Source organism: Vibrio sp. Vb1554, assembly GCF_033344235.1.
This window is the reverse complement of record NZ_JAWPOJ010000010.1, coordinates 40,517-65,484: the sequence shown is the minus strand read 5'-3', so window position 1 is coordinate 65,484 and position 24,968 is coordinate 40,517. Positions and strand designations below refer to the sequence as shown.

The following is a 24,968-nucleotide window of genomic DNA, read 5'->3' as shown; positions in this document are numbered from 1 at the left end:
AATGAAGGTTTTCTAGTTAATTTCTTGGCTTTCTTGAGTCAAAGCAAACTTGGAAGGGGGCAAACCAAAATGTAGCTTAAACTTTTGGCTAAAGTAAGATGGATCATTAAAGCCACAGTTAAAGGCGACTTCACTGATTTTCTCACCCGCCAATAACTTTTCACACGCCGTTTCCAAACGAACCTCTGTGACATAGTCTTTTAACGTTCTTGACGAGGCAGATTTAAAACGTCTCTGCAAAGAGCGTTCAGACATATACAGCATTTTAGCGGCTGACGCAGTGCCAAATTCAGGATCATGGTAATGCTCTGCCACTAATTGATAGACTTTTTGCAACCACTCTTTCTCTGGTGTGACTTGATCTTCTGCAATAGTTACAGGATTGAGTTCTTGCTGCGGTTCATCCAGATAACTCCTTTCCTTCGCAGATGGCCATGTAATCTCGACTTTGTTTTGAGCATCAGAAGAGAAGACAGCCAAATAACCACCACTCGTTGTCACTAGTTGGGCAAGGTGGTCAATACTCAACTCAGAGTGATTTAAGTTAGATGGAAGCCCAGTCGCGACTTTATTAGGTAATTGCGTCCCGTAATCAAGAAAGCTCAATGACACAATATCATGCCCCTCTTCTAGCATAATTCTAACCGTTTGACCTCGGAAAGAGCGCTTGATGATATTGGCAAAAATGCTATTGAAAATAACATCAAGATTAAAGCTTTCCAGAGCAACCCGGCTCTGCTTACTCTCATCTTCTAGCTCTACCAAAATACCCGCTTTTGCAAAGTCATCTTGCCATACATCAACCACTGACTGAGTTATCTGACTCAAGTTGTAGTTCTGACTCCCACCACTTACATCACTTGGAACGCTTTTGAGTTCATTTAACTGCCAATTCGTTTTAGCCAAATGATCCTCCGTCGCAGTATCGAGAGGCATAGGTAGTTTCGCCACAATAAAGTCGACGCTTGATTTTATGGATAGAGCTACATGGTCTACGAGTAGGTTTCTAACTTGAATCTGTTTACGTAATTGCTGGTTGCTCGTAAGCAACACTCTACTTTGATGTCTTAACTGATTCGTTTTGAGAGTCACTTGAGCTGCTAGATCACGGTTAGCCTGTACAACGTAGCGCGAGCGCCAGAATACGAGTACTGCAACGACCGTAATACTAGCTACGACAAAGCCTAAAATAGCAAATCGCGATAGATACCAAGGATGAAGGACGATAAAGTGAGATTCTAAACCAACGACTCCAGCGGCAACTTGAGACTCATTACTGACCTGCAAGTGATATTCACCGGAACTAAGGTGCTCGAGTGTCAGTTGGCCCCCCTCTAACGTTTGCCATGGGTCATCGTTGTTCAATCGATAGTACAAGTTTTGACTGTCTGGTTTTGGCATCACACCGAATAAAAAACTCAGCGAAGATCCATATGGCAGTGTGAGCCCATTCAGATCGGCACTACCAACTTGCAGAACTTCATTTTCAAGCACAACTTGGCTAACAATAAACTTAGACTCTGGGGGATTAGATACAAGCAGCTTGGATGCTTCTGCTTTTACGAGTCCGTACTTCGACCCCAGAACAAGCTCTCGCTCACCAACTTCTGTCTGCTGTATAACGCTACAAATACCAGGGAGGAACTCATTGTTCATTAAGCCTGATGACGATGAGTAATGTTTCACTAACTCACCCGAAAGGTGGTAATAGCTTAAACCGACAGAGGAAGCTAACCATACACCTTGCCTGTCTCTGATCAAGCAAGCAGGTCTGGCGTTGGGCTCACTCATTTCAACAACACGTTTTTCATCGCTTCGTGTATCTGTTTTAAACACACCATAAGATGAAGCAAACCACTGGCTGCCATCAACCGCCGTGGTCATGTCTAATGATTCACCAAACTTTTCTGAAAAACGGATAAACTGGATGTTGTCATTACTGTATTGGTATACGCCATGATCGGTGCCTATTAATAGGGCATCTTCAGTATCATATAGGCGCGTAACCTTAGCAGGCAAATACTGACTTACTAGCCACTCACTTCCAAAGTTTCGTACGCTTTGTGCAGCAGTATCAACATTGTAAAGATGATATCCGCTTGATACCCAAAGACGGTCATCACCATCAACGGTCACATGCTCTACGGCATGTCCGGCCATAACCTGTAAATAAGGAAATGTAATCTTGTTGAGACCATTTAGATCAAATATTTCCAGCCCTTTTGAGGTTGCAAGCCAAAGCATGCCGTTTTGAAACGCAAATTCATTGATCTGCGACTCCAACTCTAAGACTTGGTTAATCCCACTCTTTCCTGAACGATAAATCTTTCGGTCATCAGCAAACCAAAGCGCACCATCAGGACCTTCAATAGTTTGCCGAATTCGTCCTGATAGGGTGTGTGAGTCATAACTACTAAAGGTCACTCGTTCAAATTTTTTACTAAATAGCGAGTAATAACGAATACCTTGGTTAGTCGCAATCCACATCCCTCCCATATTGTCGCTCAACAACGAATAAATCTTCGTGTTATCTAACTCTAACTCAAGAAAACTTGCAGGCGCGACTTCGGTGACCTCACCTGAAAAAAATGAGTACAAATAAAGGCCATGCTCTGTCCCCACCCAATACTCTTTATTTGTCTCTGCGAATGTCAAAACATGTGAGCCGCCAATTCTAATCACTTCTTTATCAGGCTGGTAAATGTTGAAAATTAAAGCGCCACGCAATGTACCTATCAAAATTTCTCTTCGCGTGTGTGAATAATAGACTTTCTCAATGTAGCTTTGACCTGAGGCAGCGACATGGTCAAACTTATCACCTTCAGAAAGATAGAAGCCGGAAGTCGTTGCTAGTGCCCACTTCGTTTCAACTAGCACCGCATCATTAATGTAAACGTAGCTATTATTACTATGTTGATAGAGCTGCAATAGAGAGAAAGAGTTTAACTCGCTAGTGTCGATATTGTAGGTATAGAAATGCGAGCCATCACTCACCCAAATATAGTTCTTTGAAGACCCTATTTTTCTTATTTGTGAGCCTGGATTTAAACTAAAGACTAAACGTCGTTCCTGATTTGGATAAGTTCGATAGACCTCATTTTCAATAAAGGTCCAAAAAGCACCTTTATGATAAGCCAACTGCTTAGCCGACGTTTGTAGGAAGCTACCTGATTTAGGCAATATAGTTTGACCATCGTAAAACAGGACTCGTCCGTGTACGTCATGAATCCACAAACCGCCCTTTTCACCCAAGAACAACTTTTTAGCCGCGATAAAAGTACCCTTTGCCTGAGTTGGCAAAGGGTAAAAGATTGCATTTGCATTATGAAGCGCAAATGCTTGGTAGGATAAGACAAAGCCCAACAGAGCAAGGGCTAATTGGCGTAGCAAGACGAAAACCTTTTGTATCAATTTGTGCTCTGAAAGTGACCGTTCATCGTTTGTAAAACATGGATTGATACGGTTATTTTGAGCTGATAATTATTGGTAATGATATCTCAATTACTTTCTGAGAAAAGGCTCGCCTTACCAAAGGTTGTAATTCTTACTACTGGATCACGTTAAAAAGACTACTCCTACATTACGACAGCACTTAATCTGACTTTTTGTTCAAGCATTGCTCAAAACTATTCGCCATATTGTTGAGAAAAGTAAAGTAACTGCCAGGTTTTGCTTCAATTGTACTCCCTAACGGGTCAAGCTCGCCTTTAGTGACATCACTGCCTCTCATTACGCTCTGAACGACAGCCGGGGTAAACTGAGGTTCAGAAAATACACAAGCCACATCTCCACCACTTAGCTTTTGACGAATTTGAATTAAGGTCTTCGCTCCTGGCTTGCGTTCCGGGCTCACAGTAAAATGCCCCATTTGATTTAGTTCATAACGATCTTCGAAATAACCGTAAGCATCATGGAATACAAAGTAACCTTTGTTTTTTACTGGTGCCAGCTTCTGCTTTATCTGTTGGTCAGTGTCTTTTAGCTCGAGTTCAAACTTTTTGAGGTTCGCTTGATATTGAGCTGCATTTTCCGGATCAAGTGATACAAGTTGATTCACAACAGCCTTGGCCACTTGTTGTGCTTGGCTTACACCTAGCCAAAAGTGCGGATCATGTGAGCCATGATCGTGCCCATCATGGTCATGGTTGTGCTCACTATCAAATTCACGCAATTCTAGATTTGGAATTTGACTAATAGTCAAAGTATTCGATCTATCCGAAACAACTTTCTCTAGAAACGGTTCAAGATCATGTCCGTACCAGATAACCAAATCAGCCGAAGCGACCTTTTTAACATCCGATGGACGCAAAGCGTAGTCATGGGGTGATGTGTTAGACTGCAATAACACGTCTGGTGAAGTTACTCCTTGAGTAAGCTCTGTTACTAACAACTGAATAGGTTTGATACTCGTCAGTACCGTTACCGCCTGTGCTGGCAGTGTTAACATTGCTGAGGCAGCAAGAATTAATGCTCTTTTCATAGTTTTACTTGGGATATGGCGTGGAAAGTGAGATAATGTTACATTATAACATTATTGATTTGCAAATGAGTTTCATTCATGTCTTCCTTAGTCCATCTTGAGCAGTTATGCGTCGAGTTCGATGGCCGCAGAGTTCTCGATAACATTAGTATGGAATTAGAAAAGGGCAAAATAACTACCCTAATTGGTCCCAATGGAGCGGGAAAATCAACGTTAGTCAAAGTTATCTTAGGTCTTCAAAAGCCAACTAGCGGCAAGTTGAACCGACAAAGAAAACTGAAAATTGGTTACGTTCCTCAAAAGTTGAAGCTCAATGACTCCCTTCCATTGAATGTAACCCGCTTTCTAAATTTAGCAGGAAAATACAGTAAGCAGGAGTGCATTGATGCATTACGGCTTGTTGGCGCTGAACATTTACTTAATAGTAATATGCATCGCTTATCCGGTGGTGAAAACCAACGAGTGTTACTGGCTCGCGCTCTGCTTCAACGTCCTCAGCTATTGGTATTAGACGAACCAGCTCAGGGGGTGGATATCCAAGGTCAAATCGATCTCTATGACTTAATTGAGAGCATTCGTCACCGCTTTGATTGTGGCGTATTTATGGTATCGCATGACTTACATTTAGTGATGGCGAAAACGGACGATGTTATTTGTCTGCATCACCATGTTTGCTGCTCAGGTTCACCTGCCACTATTACTCAGCACCCTTCTTACATCGCACTATTTGGCAATGCAGCGAGAGAGTCTCTCGCGTTTTATCATCACGACCATGAGCACCATCATCACGATTTATCCGGAACGCCAGTAAGCGGTGATGCGATATCATGCTCCCACCATAAACACGGACATCACCATCATGATTGAGTTTCTCCTACCTTCTATTCTTGCTGGTATTGGTATCGCGATCATTGCCGGTCCACTTGGGTCATTTGTCGTTTGGCGTAAAATGGCTTACTTCGGAGATACCCTAGCTCATGCATCGTTAATGGGCCTAGCGCTGGGCTTCTTGCTCAACGTAAATCTCTACCTTGCGCTACTCGTCTGCTGTTTAGCTCTGGCCGTTTTGCTTGTCACTCTGCAAAAGCAACAACTTGTGGCTACAGACACGTTGTTAGGTATCTTGGCACACAGTGCACTCTCTATCGGTTTAGTATCGGTTAGCTTTTTGGAAAACGTGCGCGTCGATTTAATGAGCTACCTATTTGGGGACTTACTTGCCGTCTCTCCACAAGATCTGATGTTTATTTACGCAGGTGTTGTTGCGGTAAGCGCGTGTTTGTACGTCTTCTGGCGCCCACTGCTTTCTAGCACTGTCAGTGAAGAACTTGCCGCTGTTGAGGGCGTGAATACAGACTTAGTTAGATTGGTGTTAATGCTAATGGTGGGTGTAGTAATCGCAGTAGGTATGAAGTTCGTTGGCGCGTTGATCATGACTTCGCTCCTAATTATCCCAGCCGCAACAGCACGTAAAGTCTCTTCATCACCAGAGCAAATGGCATTGTTCGCATCCATTATTGGCTCTGTGGCAGTACTGATGGGGCTTAGCCTATCATGGCACTTCGATACACCGGCCGGCCCTTCCGTAGTGATCAGCGCAACATCCTTATTTATGCTGAGCCAGCTGATTAAAAGCAAAGCATAATCGCATTGAGTATTAAACGCGAAAGACCTTGCTAACAACAAACATAAATCCACGGAAACGGAAAAAGAAAAGCCTGCGAAATCGCAGGCTTTTTAATACTTATTAAGTAGTGTGGTCGATTACCAACCCGTCACTTCACGTAGACCTTGGCCAATCTCTGCTAGAGATTTCACAGTTTTAACGCCAGCCGCTTCTAGTGCAGCAAATTTGTCTTCAGCAGTACCTTTACCACCAGAGATAATCGCACCAGCATGGCCCATACGCTTACCAGGAGGCGCAGTTACACCAGCAATGTAAGAAACCACTGGCTTCGTTACATTTTCTTTAATGTATGCTGCTGCTTCTTCTTCTGCAGTACCACCGATCTCACCGATCATAACGATCGCTTCTGTCTCAGGGTCTTCTTGGAACAGTTTTAGGATATCAATGAAGTTTGAACCCGGGATTGGGTCACCACCGATACCAACACAAGTAGACTGGCCGAAACCTTCGTCAGTGGTTTGTTTAACTGCTTCGTAAGTTAGAGTACCGCTACGAGATACAATACCTACTTTGCCTTTCTTGTGGATGTGACCAGGCATGATACCGATCTTACACTCATCAGGAGTGATAACGCCCGGACAGTTAGGACCAATCATGCGAACGCCAGTTTCTTCTAGCTTCACTTTTACGTCGATCATATCTGTAGTAGGGATACCTTCAGTAATCGTTACGATTAGCTCGATACCCGCGTCAATCGCTTCTAGGATTGCATCTTTACAGAAAGGTGCTGGTACGTAGATGACTGTCGCTGTTGCGCCAGTCGCTTCTACTGCTTCACGAACTGTGTTGAATACAGGAAGACCTAGGTGAGTTTGGCCACCTTTACCTGGAGACACACCGCCAACCATTTGCGTACCGTATGCGATAGCTTGCTCTGAGTGGAAAGTACCTTGACCACCAGTGAACCCCTGACAGATTACTTTAGTGTCTTTGTTAATTAATACAGACATTATTTAGCCTCCGCAGCAGCAACAACTTTCTGAGCAGCATCAGTTAGCGACTCAGCAGCAATGATATCAACATCAGAATTAGCAAGAACTTCGCGACCTAGGTCAGCGTTAGTGCCTTCAAGACGAACAACAACAGGTACGCTTACGCCTACCTCTTTAACCGCGCCGATAATACCTTCTGCGATCATGTCACAACGTACAATACCACCGAAGATGTTAACAAGTACCGCTTTCACATTGTCATCAGATAGGATGATCTTGAATGCTTCAGCAACACGCTCTTTCGTCGCGCCGCCACCTACATCTAAGAAGTTAGCTGGTTTGCCGCCGTGTAGGTTTACGATATCCATCGTACCCATTGCTAGGCCTGCACCGTTAACCATACAGCCAACGTTACCGTCTAGTGCTACGTAGTTCAGCTCCCACTGAGCTGCGTGTGCTTCACGCTCATCTTCTTGTGAAGGATCGTGCATTTCACGAAGCTTAGGCTGACGATACAGTGCGTTTGAGTCGATGTTGATCTTACCGTCAAGACATAGCAAGTTGCCTTCACCAGTAATCACAAGTGGGTTGATCTCTAGCAGAGCAAGATCGTACTGAGAAAACATAGTGCCAAGACCCATAAAGATCTTAACGAATTGTTTGATTTGGTCGCCTTCAAGACCAAGTTTGAACGCTAGCTCACGACCTTGGTAAGCTTGTGGACCTACTAGTGGGTCAATTGCTGCTTTGTGGATGAGTTCCGGCGTTTCTTCCGCAACTTTTTCAATTTCCACACCACCTTCGGTAGAAGCCATGAAAACGATCTTACGGCTAGCACGGTCAACTACCGCACCTAGGTATAGTTCGTTCGCAATATTTGAAGCTTCTTCAACAAGGATTTTTGTTACTGGCTGACCGTTAGCGTCAGTTTGGTAAGTCACTAGGTTTTTACCTAACCACTTCTGTGCAAACTCTTTAACGCCTTCTTTTGTATCGTGTAGCTCTACGCCACCCGCTTTACCACGGCCACCAGCGTGAACCTGACATTTAACTACTTTCTTGGCTGTACTAATACGGCCTGCGGCTTCAAAAGCTTCTTGTGGTGTATCACACGCGTAGCCTTCTGGCACAGGCAAACCGAATTCTGCAAACAGCTGTTTGGCTTGGTATTCATGCAAATTCATTTCGATATTCCGTTTGTTTTTCCCTTAAGGGATTTATTATTTCCATAACGCTGCAGTCTTGGCTGCTTGTACGTCTGTAGGGTCTTCTCAAATCAATCCTTCATCATGAGTTCTCATACTGAAGGATTCAAATGAAGGCCAAACGTTGAGCTAGTCTAGCCATTGAAATTTTTAACGTCTAGCTACCTACGATAACTAGACGTTTTAGCGATATTAAACGTCTAATAGGAGACGTGCTGGGTCCTCTAGTAACTCTTTAATCGTTACTAGGAAGCCAACTGATTCACGACCATCAATTAGGCGGTGATCGTAAGATAACGCTAGGTACATCATCGGCAAGATTTCAACTTTGCCATCCACTGCCATCGGACGCTCTTGGATCTTATGCATACCAAGAATCGCTGATTGAGGTGGGTTGATGATTGGTGTAGACATTAGTGAACCGAACACACCACCGTTTGTGATAGTGAAGTTACCGCCCATTAGCTCGTCTACCGTTAGCTTGCCATCACGACCTTTAATAGCCAGCTCTTTGATGCCTTTTTCAACATCAGCGAAACCAAGCTTGTCACAGTCTTTTAGGACAGGTGTAACTAGACCACGTGGAGTTGATACCGCCATGCTAATGTCGAAGTAGTTGTGGTAAACAATGTCATCGCCATCAATCGAAGCATTTACTTCTGGGTAACGCTTAAGCGCTTCTGTTACTGCTTTCACGTAGAAAGACATGAAGCCCAAACGAATACCGTGACGCTCTTCGAACTGATCTTTGTACTGCTTACGAAGGTCCATGATTGGTTTCATGTTCACTTCGTTAAACGTCGTTAGGATTGCCGTGTTGTTCTTCGCTTCTAGCAGACGGTTAGCGACTGTCTTACGAAGGCGAGTCATTGGAACACGCTTCTGACTGCGAGCCGCTGCCGGCACGTCAACCACTGCTGGCGAGTCTTCTTTTGACGCAGATTTAGCGTTCGCAAGATGCGCTTCAATATCTTCACGCGTAATACGACCACCAACACCAGTGCCTTTCACTTGGCTTGCTTCTAAGCCATGTTCAGCCAACAAACGGCGCACTGCTGGGCTTAATGCGTCATTACTTTCTTCGCTAAGCGCAGCTTTGTGACGCTTATCAGGAGATGCTTCAGTACCTTCTGTTTTGTCTGCAGTTGGTTCACCTGCAACTGCGCCTGGCTTCAATTTAGCAATGATTTGTTTAGAAAGTACTGTCGCACCTTCTGCTTCAACAATAGCTTCTAAAACGCCAGCTTCCGGAGCTGGAACTTCTAGCACAACTTTGTCTGTTTCGATGTCAACCAAAACCTCGTCACGCTCTACTGCGTCGCCTGGTTGTTTGTGCCATGTCGCTACGGTTGCATCAGCAACTGATTCAGGTAAATCTGGAACCAGAATTTCAATTGTCATATCTGTTTCTTCCTTTAACTTCTAATTCTTAATTCGAAGTTTTTGAGTTCACGTTCAGAGCGTCTTCAACCAACGCTTTTTGTTGTTTCAAGTGCACCGACATGTAGCCAACTGCTGGCGAAGCAGAAGCTGGGCGACCTGCGTATTTAAGATTTGCACCTGCAGGAATAGCGGCACGGAAGTTATGTTGGCTACAGTACCAAGCACCTTGGTTCTGAGGTTCTTCCTGACACCACACGAAGTCCTCAACGTTAGTGTATTGAGCAATTGCTGCTTGTACTTCTTCCATTGGGAATGGGTAAAGCTGTTCAATACGCACGATAGCAACATCGTCTTGCTCGTTGTTACGGCGCTGCTCTAGTAGGTCAAAGTAAACCTTACCAGCACAGAACACGACACGTTTCACTTTGCTTGGTTCTAAATCATCTACTTCTGGAATTGCAGATTGGAATGTACCATCCGCCAAGTCTTCAATCGTTGAAGTACATAGAGGGTGGCGCAGCAAAGATTTCGGCGACATAACAATGAGAGGTCGACGCATTGGGCGTACAACCTGACGACGAATCATGTGGTACACCTGAGCCGGTGTTGAAGGAACCACAACCTGCATATTTTGCTCAGCACAAAGCTGAAGGTAACGCTCTAAACGTGCAGATGAGTGCTCAGGGCCTTGACCTTCATAACCATGAGGTAGAAGCATAGTAAGACCGCACAAACGCGCCCACTTTTGCTCGCCTGACGAGATAAACTGGTCGATAACAACTTGTGCACCGTTGGCAAAATCACCAAACTGTGCTTCCCAGATAGTTAAACCACCTGGTTCGGCTGTTGCGTAACCGTATTCAAACGCCAACACAGCTTCTTCTGACAATACTGAGTCAAAGACTTGGAATGGCCCTTGGTTGTCATGAATATTCGCTAATGGAATGTAAGTGCTTGCATCGGTTTGGTTATGAAGAACCGAGTGACGGTGGAAGAAAGTACCACGACCCGAGTCCTGACCAGAAAGACGAATACGCTTGCCATCGTCAACCAATGTAGCATACGCCAATGTTTCAGCCATACCCCAGTCAATGGCTTTTTCACCGGTCATCATTGCTAGACGATCGTTGTATAGCTTATTAACACGGCTTTGCAGTTTATGGCTTTCTGGGTACTGACACAGACGATTGCCTAGCTCAATAAGGCGTGTCTTGTCGTATTTTGAATCCCACTCCATATCCCATTCGTGCCCTAAGTAAGGGGACCAGTCTACAGAGTGCAACGCCATTGGACGCCATTCTTTAACAACCACTTCACCGCGATCTAATGCATCGCGATACTCATTGACTAACTGAGTCGCTGTCTCGATATCTGATTCATTTTTATCGATCAGAACATCTGCATACAATTTGCGTGGTGTAGGATGCTTTTTGATTTTCTGGTACATCAAAGGCTGAGTCGCATTTGGCTCATCCGCCTCATTGTGGCCGTGGCGACGGTAACATACAAGATCGATCACGACATCGCGCTTGAACTCGTTACGGTAATCCAATGCAATGCGAGTAACAAAAGCAACTGCTTCTGGGTCATCTGCATTTACATGGAAAATTGGCGCCTGCACCATCTTCGCGATATCGGTACAGTACATCGTAGAACGCGTGTCACGAGGATTAGACGTCGTAAAGCCTACTTGGTTGTTGATGACGATACGTACCGTACCACCAACTTGGAACCCACGAGCAAGAGACATGTTGAACGTTTCGGCAACCACACCCTGACCAGCGATTGCAGAATCACCGTGGATGGTGATAGGAAGCACTTTGCTACCTTGATTATCACCCAAGCGATCTTGACGTGCTCGAACTGAGCCCATGACTACTGGGTTTACGATTTCTAGGTGCGACGGGTTAAATGCAAGTGCTAAGTGAACATCACCGCCAGGAGTCGCAAAATCAGCAGAGAAACCTTGGTGATATTTCACATCACCCGTACCCCAAGTTTCGTCGTGTTTACCGGCGAACTCATCAAACAGGTCTTGAGGTTTCTTACCAAGTACGTTCACCAGCATGTTCAAACGACCGCGGTGAGCCATACCGATAACCACTTCACGCATTCCACTTGTACCCGCATGACGGATCAACTCTTTCGTCATCGGAATCAGCGCATCACCACCTTCTAAAGAGAAACGTTTTGCACCTGGGAATTTCGCCCCGAGGTAACGCTCCAAACCTTCAGCGGCTGTTAGCTCTTCTAGGAATGTGCGCTTCTCATCTTTGTTGAATGATGGCTGGCCTACGACAGACTCAAGGCGTTGCTGAATCCAACGCTTTTGCTCTGTGTCAGTCATGTGCATGTATTCAGCACCGATGGAACCGCAATAAGTTTTGTTGAGGGCTTCATAGATATCTTTCAACTTCATGGTTTCTTGCCCAACAGCAAAAGAACCTACGTTGAAAGTTTCTTCGAAGTCATCTTCGGTAAGATTATGAAAAGCAGGGTCTAACTCCGCCACTGTTGGGCGTTGCCATAGACCTAGTGGGTCTAATTCTGCAGCTTCATGCCCGCGGAAACGGTATGCGTTGATTAGCTGTAGAACTTTTACTTGTTTTGCATCGACATCTGGGTCACTAACTTGGACATTGTAATGCTTTGTTTCTCTAGCGAGTCGTCGGAAGTAGTCACGGACACGTGAATGTGGTTGTTCTGCCACTTCTTCTGATGGCTTAGGCAAGCCTTCAAAAACACGTTTCCACTCCTCACTTACCAGATCGGGATCACTTAGATACAGTTCGTAGAGGTCCTCTACATACGTTGCATTGGCGCCAGCCAAGTGTGAAGACTCGAGCCATGCCTTCATCACGCCGTTGTGCATATTTTCCCTTAACCAGTAGTTTTCACGTTTGCTTCGGTCTTTGCCGAGCTATAAGAGCCGACTAAAAATACGGTCGGCAATTTTTGTATTCTTTACTCGAATATTACTGAAGCAGTGAAGCGGTCATATCGGGTGATCCGCAACACTGCGACATTCCTAAGAGCGAGTAAATTAAACCGAACGATTAACCAACATCGACTTAATGTGACCGATGGCTTTCGTCGGATTTAATCCCTTAGGACAAACACTTACACAATTCATGATGCCATGGCAACGAAAAACGCTAAATGCATCATCAAGATCAGACAAACGTTCATCTGTTGCCGTATCGCGGCTATCAATTAGCCAACGGTACGCTGCGAGAAGACCAGCTGGGCCGATGAATTTATCAGGGTTCCACCAGAATGATGGGCAAGACGTTGTACAACATGCACACATGATACATTCGTACAATCCATCTAAATGCGCACGATCATCAGGCGATTGTAGGTTCTCACGTGATGGTGGTAATGCACCATCATCAATCAAGAATGGTTTAACTTTCGCATAGTTATCATAGAACTGCGTCATGTCAACGATAAGATCGCGCACGACAGGTAACCCTGGTAGTGGACGAATAACTATCTTATCGCCTTGTAGAGCAGATAACGGTGTGATACACGCTAGGCCGTTTTTACCATTCATATTCAAACCATCAGAACCACATACCCCTTCACGGCATGAGCGACGGAACGCGATGCTTGGATCTTGCTCTTTTAGCAGAATCAATGCATCAAGCACCATCATGTCTGAGCCTTCGTCTACCTCAAGGGTATACTCTTTCATGTAAGGCTTGGTATCCACATCCGGATTGTAACGGTATAAAGAGAAGTTTAATTTCATAGTCGTATCCTCCCTTTAGTATGTACGTACTTTCGGCGGGAAAGCTTCACGATGCGTTGGCGTCATGTTCACATCACGCTTAGTCATCGCTTCTGTTTCCGGATTGTAGATAGAGTGGCATAGCCAGTTCTCATCATCACGCTCAGGGAAATCGAAACGAGCATGTGCGCCACGACTCTCTGTACGGTAGTTTGCTGCAACGGCAGTTGAAAACGCGGTTTCCATCAGGTTATCAAGTTCTAGACACTCAATACGCTGCGTGTTGAACTCTGAAGACTTGTCCGCTAGATGCGCATCTTTCAAACGTTCGCGAATCACTTTCAACTCTTCTAGACCGGTTGCCATCGCATCGCCTTCACGGAATACCGAGAAGCTGTTTTGCATGCATGCTTGTAGGTCTTTACGAATCTGAACTGGATCTTCACCACCAGTGCTGTTTTCCCAACGCATAGTACGCGCTAGAGACGCTTCAATATCAGATTCTGTTGCAGGACGAGCTTCTGCTTGCGCTGCTAGCGTTTCGCCAAGGTGCAAGCCAGTAGCACGACCAAATACGACCAAGTCTAGTAATGAGTTGCCGCCCAGACGGTTAGCACCGTGTACCGATACAGAAGCAATCTCACCACATGCGTAAAGGCCTTGTACTTCCATCTCGCTACCGTCGGCCTTCTGCTTAATTGCTTGGCCAGAGACTTGAGTAGGTACACCACCCATCATGTAGTGACAAGTTGGAATTACTGGAATTGGCTCTTTCACTGGGTCAACGTGTGCAAATGTACGAGACAGTTCACAGATACCTGGTAGACGTGATTCAAGTACTTCTTTACCAAGGTGATCAAGTTTCAACTTGATATGTGGACCCCAAGGACCATCACAGCCGCGGCCTTCACGAATTTCAATCATCATTGAACGAGCAACCACGTCACGACCAGCAAGGTCTTTCGCGTTTGGTGCGTAGCGCTCCATGAAGCGTTCACCATCTTTATTTAGAAGGTAACCACCTTCACCACGACAACCTTCCGTCACTAGAACACCCGCGCCAGCAATACCTGTTGGGTGGAACTGCCACATTTCCATGTCTTGCATTGGAACGCCTGCGCGAAGTGCCATACCAACGCCATCACCCGTGTTGATGTGCGCGTTAGTGGTCGATGCGTAAATACGACCTGCACCACCTGTAGCTAGAATGGTTGCTTTCGATTTGAAGTAACAGATTTCACCCGTTTCCATACAAATCGCAGTACAACCCATGATTGCGCCGTCTTGGTTTTTCACAAGATCCAAAGCGTACCACTCCGAGAAGATGGTTGTTTTGTGTTTTACGTTTTGCTGGTAAAGCGTGTGAAGAAGTGCGTGACCAGTACGGTCTGCAGCAGCGGCTGTACGAGCAGCCTGCTCACCACCAAACTCTTTAGATTGACCACCGAATGGACGTTGGTAGATGGTACCATTATCAAAACGAGAGAATGGCAGACCCATTTTTTCAAGCTCGATAACTGACTCAGGACCATTTTTACACATGTATTCAATCGCGTTCTGGTCACCGATGTAGTCGGAACCTTTAACGGTATCGTACATGTGCCATTGCCAATCGTCTTTGTGCGAGTTACCCAGAGCAACAGTAATGCCACCCTGTGCAGACACAGTATGAGAACGTGTTGGAAATACTTTTGACAACAAAGCACATGATAGGCCTTGTTCTGAAATTTGTAGTGCAGCGCGCATACCTGCACCACCAGCGCCGATTACTACGGCATCAAACTCACGAACTGGAATAGACACTTACGCACCCCACAGAATAAATAGACCAGAGAAGACATAGCCGAATAGCACGGCAATAACACCAAGTTGTAGTGCGCCACGTAGTTTCGCGCACTTAATGTAATCAGTTAATACCTGCCACAAACCAACCCATGCGTGAATCAGGATCGAGACAAGTGCCAACATGGTGAATACTTTAGTGAAGGTACCACCAAAGAATTGGGTCCAAGATGCGTAAGAGATATCTGAAAATGCACAGAAGCTAATCAGATAAATCGTGTATAGCGTCATAATGATTGCAGTTGCACGAATTAGTAGGAAATCGTGTACACCATTACGACCAAATGAAGATACGTGTTTTACCATACCAAGATCCCCGCCAATAATGATAATACTGCTGTTGCACCAAACGCGACTTTAGCGCTCATCGTGCCTGAATCTAGTTCTTCAAAGTGACCTAGATCCATCAATAAGTGACGGATACCACCTGCGATGTGGTAGGCAAGTGCAGTAAGAATTCCCCACAGGATGAATTTTACGAAGAAACTATCGACGATGTCAGCGGCTTCCATAAAACCCATTGGGGATGACAGAGAAATGGATAGTAACCACAGTAATATACCCACCGCAACAAACGTAATTACCCCAGACACACGGTGTAGGATGGATGCGATTGCTGTGATAGGAAAGTGGATGGTCTGTAAATCTAAATTAACAGGTCTTGACTTTCTTTCTTTCACGGGCTTGCTCACTCAGCTCCATTGAGCATTTATTGTTATAACCAATTTCAGCTTCCAAACGTACAAAAGTTAACATCTATTTAACAAATATCGCGAGTAACAACCCAGATAATTGTAAACGGTTTGTTAACAAACGGAATCCAGCAACAAACCTCACTCTTTGTTTCTAGCCCCGAATTTATAAGGATTTAACTAAAATTTTCTTTGCCAATATACGGCGAGCAACATTCTAATACAATTGGTGTAACAAATTATGCTACATAGAACAGATTTTTAACGATTTTCATGAGAAAAATCATAACAAGTGCACACAAAGATGGAGAAAAATTGACTTTAAGCTTTAACAACAGTACAAAAATGGCACATAAACATCCTGGACGGATTAAATAATAAACAAAGGAGATTGTTATGGCGGATAAGAAAGCGACCCTTCATGTTGAAGGTCAAGCGCCAATCGAACTGCCAATTATGGACGGTACGCTAGGTACACCTGTAATTGACGTTCGTAAGCTGGGAGCCAATGGTTACTTTACTTTTGACCCAGGTTTTCTTGCCACTGCATCTTGTGAATCATCAATCACGTACATCGATGGCGGCAAAGGCATTCTTTTGCACCGCGGTTTCCCGATTGATCAATTAGCCAATAACGCAGATTACTTAGAAGTATGTTACATCCTTCTTTATGGTGAAGCCCCTACCCGAGAACAATACGAGCAATTCAAAACGACCGTTACTCGTCACACAATGGTACACGAGCAAATCGCAAGCTTTTTCCATGGCTTCCGACGCGATGCACACCCAATGGCGGTAATGTGTGGTGTAGTTGGAGCACTTGCAGCCTTCTATCACGACTCTCTTGACATTAACAACGACGAACACCGCGAAATTGCAGCGTACCGTCTGCTGTCAAAAATGCCAACACTGGCGGCGATGTGTTACAAATATTCTATCGGTCAGCCATTTATTTACCCTCGTAACGACCTTAGCTACGCAGAGAACTTCTTGCATATGATGTTCGCAAACCCTTGCGAAGAGTATGAAGTAAATCCTGTGGTTGCCCGTGCGATGGATAAGATTTTCACTCTACACGCGGATCACGAACAGAATGCGTCGACATCAACTGTACGTCTAGCTGGCTCTTCTGGTGCGAACCCATTTGCATGTATTGCCGCTGGTATTGCATCCCTTTGGGGACCTGCTCACGGTGGTGCGAACGAAGCCTGCTTGAGAATGCTAGAAGAGATTGGCAGCGTCGATAAGATCCCTGAATATGTAGACCGCGCGAAAGACAAAGATGACCCATTCCGCTTAATGGGCTTTGGTCACCGCGTTTACAAGAACTACGACCCACGTGCGACAGTAATGCGCGAAACGTGTCATGAAGTTCTCAAAGAGCTAAACATTCAAGACCCTCTGCTAGACGTTGCAATGGAACTTGAGCGCATTGCACTTTCTGATGAGTACTTCGTGTCTAAGAAGCTGTACCCGAACGTAGACTTCTACTCAGGTATCATTCTTAAAGCGATTGGTATTCCAGTTTCTATGTTTACGGTTATCTTCGCGATTTCTCGTACCATCGGCTGGATTGCTCACTGGAACGAAATGCACAGCGATCCACTGAACCGCATCGGTCGTCCTCGTCAGCTATACACTGGCGAAACACAACGTGAGTTTTCTCCACTTCACGAACGTGAATGATCTTTTAGTACGAAGATAGACAAACAAAAGGGTTGAGATTTTCGTCTCAACCCTTTTTTCTTTTTTGCGTTTAACGTTATTAATGGAGAACGCTAAACCGGATTATCAATATCGATAAACTCCACATGTAGGCCATATTCATCCGCTAGCCATTTGCCTAAGGCCTGAACACCATAACGCTCAGTAGCATGATGACCTGCAGCAAAGTAATGAATGTCCATTTCACGAGCAGTATAAGTGGTGCGCTCTGAAATTTCTCCAGAGATAAATGCATCCAGCCCGTGCTGTACAGCAAGTTCAATGAAATCCTGCCCTCCACCAGTACACCAGCCGACTGTCTCAATCATCTTATCAGTATTCTCTGGAGCGATATGCAGAGGCTCTCTTTCAAGAACTTGATTGATCTTACTCGCAAATTCAACACCAGACATCGGCTTTTTCAAGCGCCCAAACATAGCAACTGACTGAGGGTGCCCTTCAAGCCCACCTTCTACTTCGATTTCAAGTAAGCGAGCTAATTCAGCGTTGTTGCCTAGCTCTGGATGAATATCTAGAGGAAGGTGATAACCATATAAGTTGATATCATTTTTGATCAGGCTACGAATTCGTTTACCTTTCATGCCACGAATTGGCTCAGGCTCACCTTTCCAAAAATAGCCATGATGAACAAGCAATGCGTCTGCATTAAGCTCAATCGCTTTATCGATTAAGGCTTGAGAGGCGGTTACGCCAGTGATAACACGCTTTACCGCTGATTTCCCTTCTACCTGTAACCCGTTTGGTGCGTAATCTTTAATTAACTGCGGTGACAGTTTGTCATTAAGAATCTGTTCTAGCTTTAAGTTATTCATTATTACTTCCAATTTCTAGCGCATGTAAACCTAAATAACCTCTCGATGAAATCAGACCGAGAGTGTGCAACCTAGTTGATACAACAACGTTTTGACATCTGGCACCTTGATATCATTTAGGTATTTAAAGTGTATCTCGAACCCTAATATCGATGCTAGCCACCCTACCCTCAAAAGCAAATTTAGTTACAATAACAAAGCTTGTCGCCTCACCATACATTTAGGGATACGGATGAACCAACTGCAACGCTTTTACCAATGGATCGCCACTTCACCTCCGCTTTTCAAGTTACGCCCTCCGTTTGCAACCTTAGAAGATGTCTCGGTCAAACCTTTGAATAGCTCAGAACAATACAATGGTAATCCGAGACTGGGTTTTTTATATCAGCACCTATGCACTGCGGCTCTTTCTAATTCAGAACGATATCAGATTATTGCCGAAGAAATTCAGTTAAACGACGCTGAAGGTAAGACCATTGGTGCTGTCGATTTGGTGTTGAGGAATACAGAATCAAATCAGATAGAACATTGGGAAGTGGCGATTAAGTTTTATCTTCTTTACAACGGCATTTGGTATGGCCCGAATGCTCACGACCAGTTACATGCGAAATTGGATAGAATGCTCACGCATCAACTGAAAATGAGCGATCGCCCGGAATTTCAAAAAATAATTCCTTTAAACGAATCTCCAGAAGAGCGCCTAATGATGCAAGGACGACTCTATATTAATCCGTTTACTCCAGAGCCAACTCCTAAGGAGTGCTTGGGTTATGAATTAAATCCAAGTCAGATTAGTGGTTACTGGTGCTATCAAAGTCAATGGGATTTAATTAGTAAACCCCTTTATCATTTACATAAACCATGCTGGGCGACCGGTACAGACGATTTCTCTCAACCTATTGAAAAGCCGTTAGATCGATTCATACACGCACAAACGGAAGACGGTCAATTCTGGTTTGTGGTACCAGATTCATGGCCCGGAGATAAAGCTGTTCGGGGCACTTAAACATGAAAGGGTTGATGTTTTCACATCAACCCTTTGCTAGATACATTGACCATTGGATGTTTTACAAACCAGCGGCTGCAAACACTTGATTAACGATCTCTTGTGCTTCTGCTTCGATTTGTTTTAGGTGCTCTTCACCTTTGAAGCTTTCACAGTAAATCTTGTAGATGTCCTCTGTGCCTGATGGACGAGCAGCGAACCAACCGTTAGCTGTCGTTACTTTAAGGCCACCAATCGCAGCACCATTGCCTGGTGCATGCGTTAGACGAGCAGTGATCTCATCACCTGCTAGAGTTTCAGCCGCAACCATTTCTGGTGACAACTTCTTCAATACGTCTTTTTGTGGGCCATTTGCTACAGCTTGAATACGGTTGTACTTCGACTCACCGTGCTTCGCCGCTAGCTCTTCATAGTAATCTTGTGGGTTCTTACCCGTTACCGCAGTGATCTCTGCTGCTAGAAGGCATAGCAAGATGCCATCTTTGTCTGTTGACCAAGGCGTGCCATCTTTACGAAGGAAAGACGCACCAGCACTTTCTTCGCCGCCGAAACCAAACTTACCAGTGTACAGACCGTCTACAAACCATTTGAAACCAACAGGCACTTCACATAGCTCACGACCTAGATCCGCAACAACACGGTCAATCAGCGCACTTGAAACTAGTGTTTTACCAACAGCGACATCTTTACCCCACGCGTCACGATGACGGTACAAGTAGTCAATACAAACGGCTAAGAAGTGGTTCGGGTTCATCAAACCTTTTGGCGTAACGATACCGTGACGGTCGTAGTCAGGATCGTTACCAAATGCTAAATCGTATTCGTCTTTCAGTGCCAATAGACCCGCCATTGCGTAAGGAGAAGAACAGTCCATACGCACAACGCCGTCTTTATCTAGCGACATGAATTGGAAAGAAGGATCGATCGATTCACTTACTAGCGTTAGGTCTAGGTTGTATGCCTGACCAATTTGACGCCAGTAATCGATACCGCTGCCACCCAATGGATCTACACCAATCTTCAGGTTCGCTTTTTGGATTGCTTCCATATCAATAACGTTCACCAGGTCATCGATGTATGGCTTCACCAAGTCCATCTCTACAAACAGATCCGATGCTTTTGCTTCTGCTAGTGGTAGGCGTTTAACACCTTGTAAACCTCCAGCAATCAATTCGTTCGCACGATCTTCGATAGCTTGAGTCAACTCAGCTTCTGCAGGACCACCATGTGTCGGATTGTATTTGATACCGCCGTCTTGTGGTGGGTTATGTGATGGGGTAATAACGATACCGTCTGCTTTTTCATCGTGTTTGATGTTGTAAGTCAGAATCGCGTGTGAAATACCCGGTGTTGGCGTGTAACCGTTGTCTTGTTGGACAATCACTTTCACACCGTTTGCAATCAGTACTTCAATCACACTTGAGAAAGCAGGCTCAGATAGCGCATGCGTGTCTTTACCCACAAACAACGGGCCAGTTGTGCCTTGCTCAGCACGAACTTCTGCTACCGCTTGAGCGATCGCTAAAATGTGGTTTTCGTTAAAAGTGTGCTTGTCTGCAGTACCGCGGTGGCCAGAAGTACCAAATTGAACTTTGTGTTCTGCGTTTGCCGCGTCTGGTTGAAGTAAGAAGTAGTTAGCAACGAGTGCTGGGATATTGTGAAGATCTTCCTGCTGCGCTTTTTGCCCAGCACGAGGGTGCATAGCCATGTTTGACATCCTTTCTTTCAATACAAATAAAAATTAAAAAAGCCTCATAATATCCGCTCACTGCGACGCATTATGAGGCTTCTATCAGGTTTCTTAGATTGAACCTGTTACTTTTTCTATTAAGTCAGGTTGGAACCCCATGTGTGCCATCACTTGTTCAACCATCTGTCTTTTACGACTTGTATTGTTATTCGTGATAACCCAAAACGGTGTGCCAGGAATGGCTTTTGGCTTGGTCGTATTACCGTTTGCTAGCAAGGTTTCTTCATTATCTGCAAAGTACACGCGTTTGCGTCCTTTTACATTCGTAGCCTGGGCGAAACCTTCTGGATTCAATTTATGTAAGGTCGATAATACTAACATAAAGCGATCAATCGCTTTTTTTAGACCGGCAAACTCATCAGAAATAAGCAGCGAACGCATTTCTTTCACTACATCAACAGATTCCGTTTTACCCGCATCTTTACTTACTACAATCCCTTGTGGCTTCTCTACTACAGGCGCGGCTTTAGCTTCCTGCAACTGACCATCAAGGTTTAAAAGGCGTCGCAAAATATCCGAGGCGCTTTCACCGATATGCTTAGTTTGACTAGCTATATAACGGTATAGATCCTCATCAACCTCAATTGTTTTCATTCGCTTTTCACATTCTCAATGTTTAAACTCTGGGGGATTATAACGAGATCCACGCGGATACTCCACGTTAAACCCATCACGAATAAGATAAAATGTCAGCATTACTCAACTATAAGCAGGAAGGCCAAGGCCAAACAGTTGTTTTGATTCACGGATTGTTTGGTAGTTTAAGTAATCTGGGTCTACTCGCCCGCGATCTTATTAAAGATCACACGGTGATCAGTATTGATCTGAGAAATCACGGCCTCTCTTTCCACTCCGAAGTCCATAACTATACCGATATGGCAAAAGATGTGGCTCAGCTCCTTCAGCACTTAAACGTTGAGCCATCTATTGTTATTGGTCACTCCATGGGCGGAAAAGTCGCGATGGCTCTTGTGGACATTGCTCCAAATGTAGTCAAGCAGTTAGTCGTTCTCGACATGGCGCCTGTAGCCTACACTACGAACCGTCACGATAATGTTTTTAACGGCTTACATGCTGTTATTAATGAAAAACCAGCAAATCGACAGCAAGCCATGGATATCCTAGCTCAACATATTGAACTCGATGGTGTAAGACAATTTCTCTCTAAATCACTGTACAAAAATGGCGATAAGATGGATTGGCGGTTTAACGTACCGAGCCTTTTTGAGAATTATGACCAAATTATTGGCTGGCAAGAAATCACACCAACAGATATCCCAACTTTATTTATCAAAGGCGGCGACTCTGACTACTTAATGCCAGAACATCAGCCGGCAGTGAAGCGACAATTTAACCATGCTAAAGCACACATTATCGCTGGCACTGGTCACTGGTTACACGCCGAGAAACCGACAGAAGTAATGAGAGTCATTCGAAAATACATTTCGAGTTAACAAATTCGAAAAGCAACACTAGATTATTGAAATAACCTTTCTTGTAGTGCATTAACTTTACCGTTTAACAGTGGTATAGTGCGCCCAAGATTTTTCGGCATGAAGGGCTAAAATGCTTTACGACTATATGGATATGCTCGAGTCTATTGGGCTCGATCTTCTTTTTGCTGCTATCTTTTTTTTCATCGGGATGGCGATAAAAGATGTGCTAAAGCAAGGCAATGTACCTGTTTTTGGTCGTCGTATTGTGTGGTTAGTCCTTTTCCTAGGCTGTGCTGGCTTTATTGCAAAAGGTGTAATTCAGCTAACTTGGGAAGGCTCAGGGTTAGGTTAAACCCTTAGTAGCATCGCCAATAACAAACAATGTAAAGGTATAGACTCTATGGCAAGTGTAGGTATCTTCTTCGGTAGCGACACAGGTAATACTGAAGCCGTTGCAAAGATGATTCAAAAGCAACTAGGTAAACATCTAGTTCACGTTCAAGACATCGCGAAAAGCAGCAAAGAAGACATTGATAACTTCGATCTTCTTCTTCTAGGTATCCCAACTTGGTACTACGGCGAAGCACAATGTGATTGGGATGACTTCTTCCCTGAGCTTGAGCAAATCGACTTCTCTACTAAGCTAGTGGCTATCTTTGGCTGTGGCGACCAAGAAGACTACGCAGAATACTTCTGTGACGCGATGGGCACAGTCCGTGATATCGTTGAATCTAAAGGCGGCACAATTCTTGGCCATACCTCGACAGAAGGCTACGAATTTGAAGCGTCTAAAGCACTTGTTGAAGGTGACGAAAGCCAATTCGTAGGTCTATGTATTGATGAAGACCGCCAACCAGAATTGACTGACGAGCGTGTTGAAAGCTGGGTTAAACAGATCTATGAAGAGATGTGTTTAGCTGAGCTAGAAGGCTAATCAAATTGAATGATACAAAGACCTCCACTTGGAGGTCTTTTTGTATGTATTGTCACACAGCATCGGTAAGTACTTCCTCTTCGCGATACTGAGGTTTCTTTCTTACATAAAGCTTGCGTTGAACCTCTGAAACCACATTCCCCTGTTTATCTTTTACATGAGTAATAAACTCAGGAAAACACTTTTCTCCATTCCGTGTCATTTGATAAATGTTTTCCAGCATCCCTTCAGTGACCTCAAATTCTGCAAACAAATCACTTTGCCCCGGCTTAATAAAGTTAATGCTTGCCTCTTTATCCCACACATAATATTCCTCTCGTAGAATCCCCATCAGCATCAACGAGTAAATAGGATCAGTTAAAGAGAAAATACTGCCGCCATATTGGGTGCGATTGGCATTTTTATTCCACCAGCGAAGCTTTAAACGTACCTTTACAGTACGGAAGTCTTGAGAAATATGTAAGATTTTAATACCCGCCCCCCAAAAAGGAGGCCAAATATTGAGTGCGAACTTTACAATTCCTGGTTTGTATATCTTCGCTAGTCGCCTATTCATCGCTATCCCTGCCCTCTCCAAGCTTAATGTTACACAATTGTAACTGGTCAGAGCTGTAATATAATGGACCTGTTTCTAATTTACAAAAAGATTCTATTAACCCTTTGAAGTTCGTGGTTTAATGTTCCGAACGCTTATCCTATAATGGTAGGAAGATTGAATTCTGTTAAATCGCTGCAGATGATCCAACGGGAAAGTATATGTCAGATAATAATCAGGCGCTGAAGGATGCGGGTTTAAAAGTAACCCTTCCGAGGCTAAAAATTCTAGAAGTACTTCAGCAGCCAGACTGCCAGCACATCAGTGCTGAAGATTTGTACAAAAAGTTGATTGATCTAGGTGAAGAAATCGGCCTAGCAACTGTTTACCGAGTTCTAAACCAGTTCGACGATGCTGGTATTGTAACTCGTCACCACTTTGAAGGTGGAAAGTCAGTCTTCGAATTATCGACTCAACATCACCACGACCACCTAGTGTGCCTAGACTGTGGTGAGGTAATTGAATTTTCTGACGATCTTATTGAAGAACGTCAAAAAGAGATTGCAGCTAAGTACAATGTCACACTAACAAACCACAGCTTATACTTGTACGGCAAGTGTAGCGATGGTGGTTGTAAAGACAATCCAGATGCACACAAACCGAAAAAATAAGGGTTTGTTAATTTAAAAAGTAAACGTCAGCACATGCTGGCGTTTTTTGTTTCTAGAAGTCAATACCTTAGACGTCAGTACTTTGGTTACAGAACAAAAGCTACTAAACACCCATCTTTTTTCTCCACAGTTTTGCACATCTATA

Annotated in this window: 22 protein-coding genes; 8 read left to right on the top strand and 14 right to left on the bottom strand. The window is 44.4% G+C overall.

From position 1 onward, the window contains the following. Window positions 1-12: 12 nt before the first annotated feature. Together R8N28_RS10600 and znuA are read right to left on the bottom strand one after the other, a co-directional pair. A complete protein-coding gene (locus tag R8N28_RS10600) occupies window positions 13-3,390 on the bottom strand; it encodes an AraC family transcriptional regulator (RefSeq protein ID WP_065274262.1) in 3,378 nt (1,125 codons plus the stop codon). A gap of 202 nt (window positions 3,391-3,592) precedes the next feature. Beyond that, window positions 3,593-4,480 carry a zinc ABC transporter substrate-binding protein ZnuA gene (znuA, locus tag R8N28_RS10595; protein ID WP_065274261.1) on the bottom strand — a complete coding sequence of 296 codons (888 nt, stop codon included), beginning with the start codon at window positions 4,478-4,480 and terminating at the stop codon, window positions 3,593-3,595. 78 nt (window positions 4,481-4,558) lie between these two features. Between znuA and znuC the strand changes: the two genes are divergently transcribed. Together znuC and znuB are read left to right on the top strand one after the other, a co-directional pair. Continuing rightward, on the top strand, window positions 4,559-5,347 hold the full coding sequence (gene znuC, locus R8N28_RS10590) for a zinc ABC transporter ATP-binding protein ZnuC (RefSeq protein ID WP_017634809.1): 789 nt from the start codon (window positions 4,559-4,561) through the stop codon (window positions 5,345-5,347). Next, window positions 5,340-6,125 (top strand): zinc ABC transporter permease subunit ZnuB, encoded by a 786-nt coding sequence (gene znuB / locus R8N28_RS10585; protein WP_005382183.1) that lies wholly within the window; start codon window positions 5,340-5,342, stop codon window positions 6,123-6,125. Before znuC ends, znuB begins: the two co-directional genes overlap by 8 nt. Window positions 6,126-6,244: 119 nt before the next feature. Here the strand turns inward: znuB and sucD are convergent, their stop codons facing one another. From sucD to sdhC, 8 genes are all read right to left on the bottom strand, one after another. Next, window positions 6,245-7,117 carry a succinate--CoA ligase subunit alpha gene (gene sucD / locus R8N28_RS10580; RefSeq protein ID WP_005382181.1) on the bottom strand — a complete coding sequence of 291 codons (873 nt, stop codon included), beginning with the start codon at window positions 7,115-7,117 and terminating at the stop codon, window positions 6,245-6,247. After that, window positions 7,117-8,283 carry an ADP-forming succinate--CoA ligase subunit beta gene (gene sucC, locus R8N28_RS10575; protein WP_005382179.1) on the bottom strand — a complete coding sequence of 389 codons (1,167 nt, stop codon included), beginning with the start codon at window positions 8,281-8,283 and terminating at the stop codon, window positions 7,117-7,119. Before sucC ends, sucD begins: the two co-directional genes overlap by 1 nt. A 213-nt stretch (window positions 8,284-8,496) precedes the next feature. Next, complete coding sequence (gene odhB, locus R8N28_RS10570) at window positions 8,497-9,705, bottom strand: 2-oxoglutarate dehydrogenase complex dihydrolipoyllysine-residue succinyltransferase (RefSeq protein WP_318183355.1); 1,209 nt, start codon at window positions 9,703-9,705, stop codon at window positions 8,497-8,499. A 28-nt stretch (window positions 9,706-9,733) separates the two neighbouring features. After that, entirely contained in the window at window positions 9,734-12,559 is a 2,826-nt protein-coding gene (gene sucA, locus R8N28_RS10565) for a 2-oxoglutarate dehydrogenase E1 component (RefSeq protein WP_005382176.1), read from the bottom strand. 171 nt (window positions 12,560-12,730) lie between these two features. Further along, window positions 12,731-13,441 carry a succinate dehydrogenase iron-sulfur subunit gene (locus tag R8N28_RS10560; protein WP_005382174.1) on the bottom strand — a complete coding sequence of 237 codons (711 nt, stop codon included), beginning with the start codon at window positions 13,439-13,441 and terminating at the stop codon, window positions 12,731-12,733. Between the two features lie 15 nt (window positions 13,442-13,456). Then, window positions 13,457-15,223, bottom strand: coding sequence for a succinate dehydrogenase flavoprotein subunit (gene sdhA / locus R8N28_RS10555; RefSeq protein ID WP_005382172.1), 1,767 nt, complete (start codon window positions 15,221-15,223; stop codon window positions 13,457-13,459). Next, complete coding sequence (gene sdhD, locus R8N28_RS10550; protein WP_005382169.1) at window positions 15,224-15,568, bottom strand: succinate dehydrogenase, hydrophobic membrane anchor protein; 345 nt, start codon at window positions 15,566-15,568, stop codon at window positions 15,224-15,226. Then, window positions 15,562-15,954, bottom strand: coding sequence for a succinate dehydrogenase cytochrome b556 subunit (gene sdhC, locus R8N28_RS10545; protein ID WP_017634811.1), 393 nt, complete (start codon window positions 15,952-15,954; stop codon window positions 15,562-15,564). Before sdhC ends, sdhD begins: the two co-directional genes overlap by 7 nt. A 396-nt stretch (window positions 15,955-16,350) precedes the next feature. Between sdhC and R8N28_RS10540 the strand changes: the two genes are divergently transcribed. Then, window positions 16,351-17,640: a citrate synthase gene (locus tag R8N28_RS10540; RefSeq protein WP_017819951.1), complete on the top strand. Its 1,290-nt coding sequence runs from the start codon at window positions 16,351-16,353 to the stop codon at window positions 17,638-17,640. A 92-nt stretch (window positions 17,641-17,732) separates the two neighbouring features. On the opposite strand, the gene R8N28_RS10535 is transcribed toward R8N28_RS10540, so the two are convergent. After that, a complete protein-coding gene (locus R8N28_RS10535; protein WP_005382162.1) occupies window positions 17,733-18,491 on the bottom strand; it encodes a Nif3-like dinuclear metal center hexameric protein in 759 nt (252 codons plus the stop codon). 232 nt (window positions 18,492-18,723) lie between these two features. Here R8N28_RS10535 and R8N28_RS10530 point away from each other — a divergent pair, with 232 nt between their 5' ends. Continuing rightward, the gene (locus tag R8N28_RS10530; RefSeq protein WP_065274260.1) at window positions 18,724-19,497 is read left to right on the top strand and encodes a DUF1853 family protein; all 774 of its coding nucleotides are present in this window, start codon (window positions 18,724-18,726) and stop codon (window positions 19,495-19,497) included. A gap of 61 nt (window positions 19,498-19,558) precedes the next feature. Here the strand turns inward: R8N28_RS10530 and pgm are convergent, their stop codons facing one another. Both pgm and seqA read right to left on the bottom strand, forming a co-directional pair. Next, window positions 19,559-21,205, bottom strand: coding sequence for a phosphoglucomutase (alpha-D-glucose-1,6-bisphosphate-dependent) (gene pgm, locus R8N28_RS10525; RefSeq protein ID WP_065274259.1), 1,647 nt, complete (start codon window positions 21,203-21,205; stop codon window positions 19,559-19,561). Between the two features lie 93 nt (window positions 21,206-21,298). After that, window positions 21,299-21,841 carry a replication initiation negative regulator SeqA gene (gene seqA, locus R8N28_RS10520; protein ID WP_005382149.1) on the bottom strand — a complete coding sequence of 181 codons (543 nt, stop codon included), beginning with the start codon at window positions 21,839-21,841 and terminating at the stop codon, window positions 21,299-21,301. 92 nt (window positions 21,842-21,933) lie between these two features. Between seqA and R8N28_RS10515 the strand changes: the two genes are divergently transcribed. The 3 genes from R8N28_RS10515 to fldA all read left to right on the top strand — a co-directional run bounded on the left by R8N28_RS10515 (window position 21,934) and on the right by fldA (window position 23,617). Continuing rightward, window positions 21,934-22,701 carry an alpha/beta fold hydrolase gene (locus tag R8N28_RS10515; RefSeq protein ID WP_017819953.1) on the top strand — a complete coding sequence of 256 codons (768 nt, stop codon included), beginning with the start codon at window positions 21,934-21,936 and terminating at the stop codon, window positions 22,699-22,701. Between the two features lie 112 nt (window positions 22,702-22,813). After that, entirely contained in the window at window positions 22,814-23,035 is a 222-nt protein-coding gene (locus R8N28_RS10510; protein WP_005393038.1) for a DUF2788 domain-containing protein, read from the top strand. A 48-nt stretch (window positions 23,036-23,083) separates the two neighbouring features. Then, window positions 23,084-23,617, top strand: coding sequence for a flavodoxin FldA (gene fldA, locus R8N28_RS10505; RefSeq protein WP_005382146.1), 534 nt, complete (start codon window positions 23,084-23,086; stop codon window positions 23,615-23,617). 52 nt (window positions 23,618-23,669) lie between these two features. Here the strand turns inward: fldA and R8N28_RS10500 are convergent, their stop codons facing one another. Beyond that, window positions 23,670-24,173: a DUF4442 domain-containing protein gene (locus R8N28_RS10500; protein WP_005382144.1), complete on the bottom strand. Its 504-nt coding sequence runs from the start codon at window positions 24,171-24,173 to the stop codon at window positions 23,670-23,672. Between the two features lie 200 nt (window positions 24,174-24,373). Between R8N28_RS10500 and fcrX the strand changes: the two genes are divergently transcribed. Continuing rightward, window positions 24,374-24,823 (top strand): ferric iron uptake transcriptional regulator FcrX, encoded by a 450-nt coding sequence (gene fcrX, locus R8N28_RS10495; protein ID WP_005382141.1) that lies wholly within the window; start codon window positions 24,374-24,376, stop codon window positions 24,821-24,823. Window positions 24,824-24,968: the final 145 nt, after the last annotated feature.

Bases quoted from the DNA above. Each gene is read 5' to 3' on its own strand.
- znuA (WP_065274261.1), bottom strand. From the start codon at position 4,480: ATGAAAAGAGCATTAATTCTTGCTGCCTCAGCAATGTTAACACTGCCA.
- znuC (WP_017634809.1), top strand. From the start codon at position 4,559: ATGTCTTCCTTAGTCCATCTTGAGCAGTTATGCGTCGAGTTCGATGGC.
- znuB (WP_005382183.1), top strand. From the start codon at position 5,340: ATGATTGAGTTTCTCCTACCTTCTATTCTTGCTGGTATTGGTATCGCG.
- sucD (WP_005382181.1), bottom strand. From the start codon at position 7,117: ATGTCTGTATTAATTAACAAAGACACTAAAGTAATCTGTCAGGGGTTC.
- sucC (WP_005382179.1), bottom strand. From the start codon at position 8,283: ATGAATTTGCATGAATACCAAGCCAAACAGCTGTTTGCAGAATTCGGT.
- odhB (WP_318183355.1), bottom strand. From the start codon at position 9,705: ATGACAATTGAAATTCTGGTTCCAGATTTACCTGAATCAGTTGCTGAT.
- sucA (WP_005382176.1), bottom strand. From the start codon at position 12,559: ATGCACAACGGCGTGATGAAGGCATGGCTCGAGTCTTCACACTTGGCT.
- R8N28_RS10560 (WP_005382174.1), bottom strand. From the start codon at position 13,441: ATGAAATTAAACTTCTCTTTATACCGTTACAATCCGGATGTGGATACC.
- sdhD (WP_005382169.1), bottom strand. From the start codon at position 15,568: ATGGTAAAACACGTATCTTCATTTGGTCGTAATGGTGTACACGATTTC.
- R8N28_RS10540 (WP_017819951.1), top strand. From the start codon at position 16,351: ATGGCGGATAAGAAAGCGACCCTTCATGTTGAAGGTCAAGCGCCAATC.
- R8N28_RS10535 (WP_005382162.1), bottom strand. From the start codon at position 18,491: ATGAATAACTTAAAGCTAGAACAGATTCTTAATGACAAACTGTCACCG.
- R8N28_RS10530 (WP_065274260.1), top strand. From the start codon at position 18,724: ATGAACCAACTGCAACGCTTTTACCAATGGATCGCCACTTCACCTCCG.
- pgm (WP_065274259.1), bottom strand. From the start codon at position 21,205: ATGGCTATGCACCCTCGTGCTGGGCAAAAAGCGCAGCAGGAAGATCTT.
- seqA (WP_005382149.1), bottom strand. From the start codon at position 21,841: ATGAAAACAATTGAGGTTGATGAGGATCTATACCGTTATATAGCTAGT.
- R8N28_RS10515 (WP_017819953.1), top strand. From the start codon at position 21,934: ATGTCAGCATTACTCAACTATAAGCAGGAAGGCCAAGGCCAAACAGTT.
- R8N28_RS10510 (WP_005393038.1), top strand. From the start codon at position 22,814: ATGCTTTACGACTATATGGATATGCTCGAGTCTATTGGGCTCGATCTT.
- fldA (WP_005382146.1), top strand. From the start codon at position 23,084: ATGGCAAGTGTAGGTATCTTCTTCGGTAGCGACACAGGTAATACTGAA.
- R8N28_RS10500 (WP_005382144.1), bottom strand. From the start codon at position 24,173: ATGAATAGGCGACTAGCGAAGATATACAAACCAGGAATTGTAAAGTTC.
- fcrX (WP_005382141.1), top strand. From the start codon at position 24,374: ATGTCAGATAATAATCAGGCGCTGAAGGATGCGGGTTTAAAAGTAACC.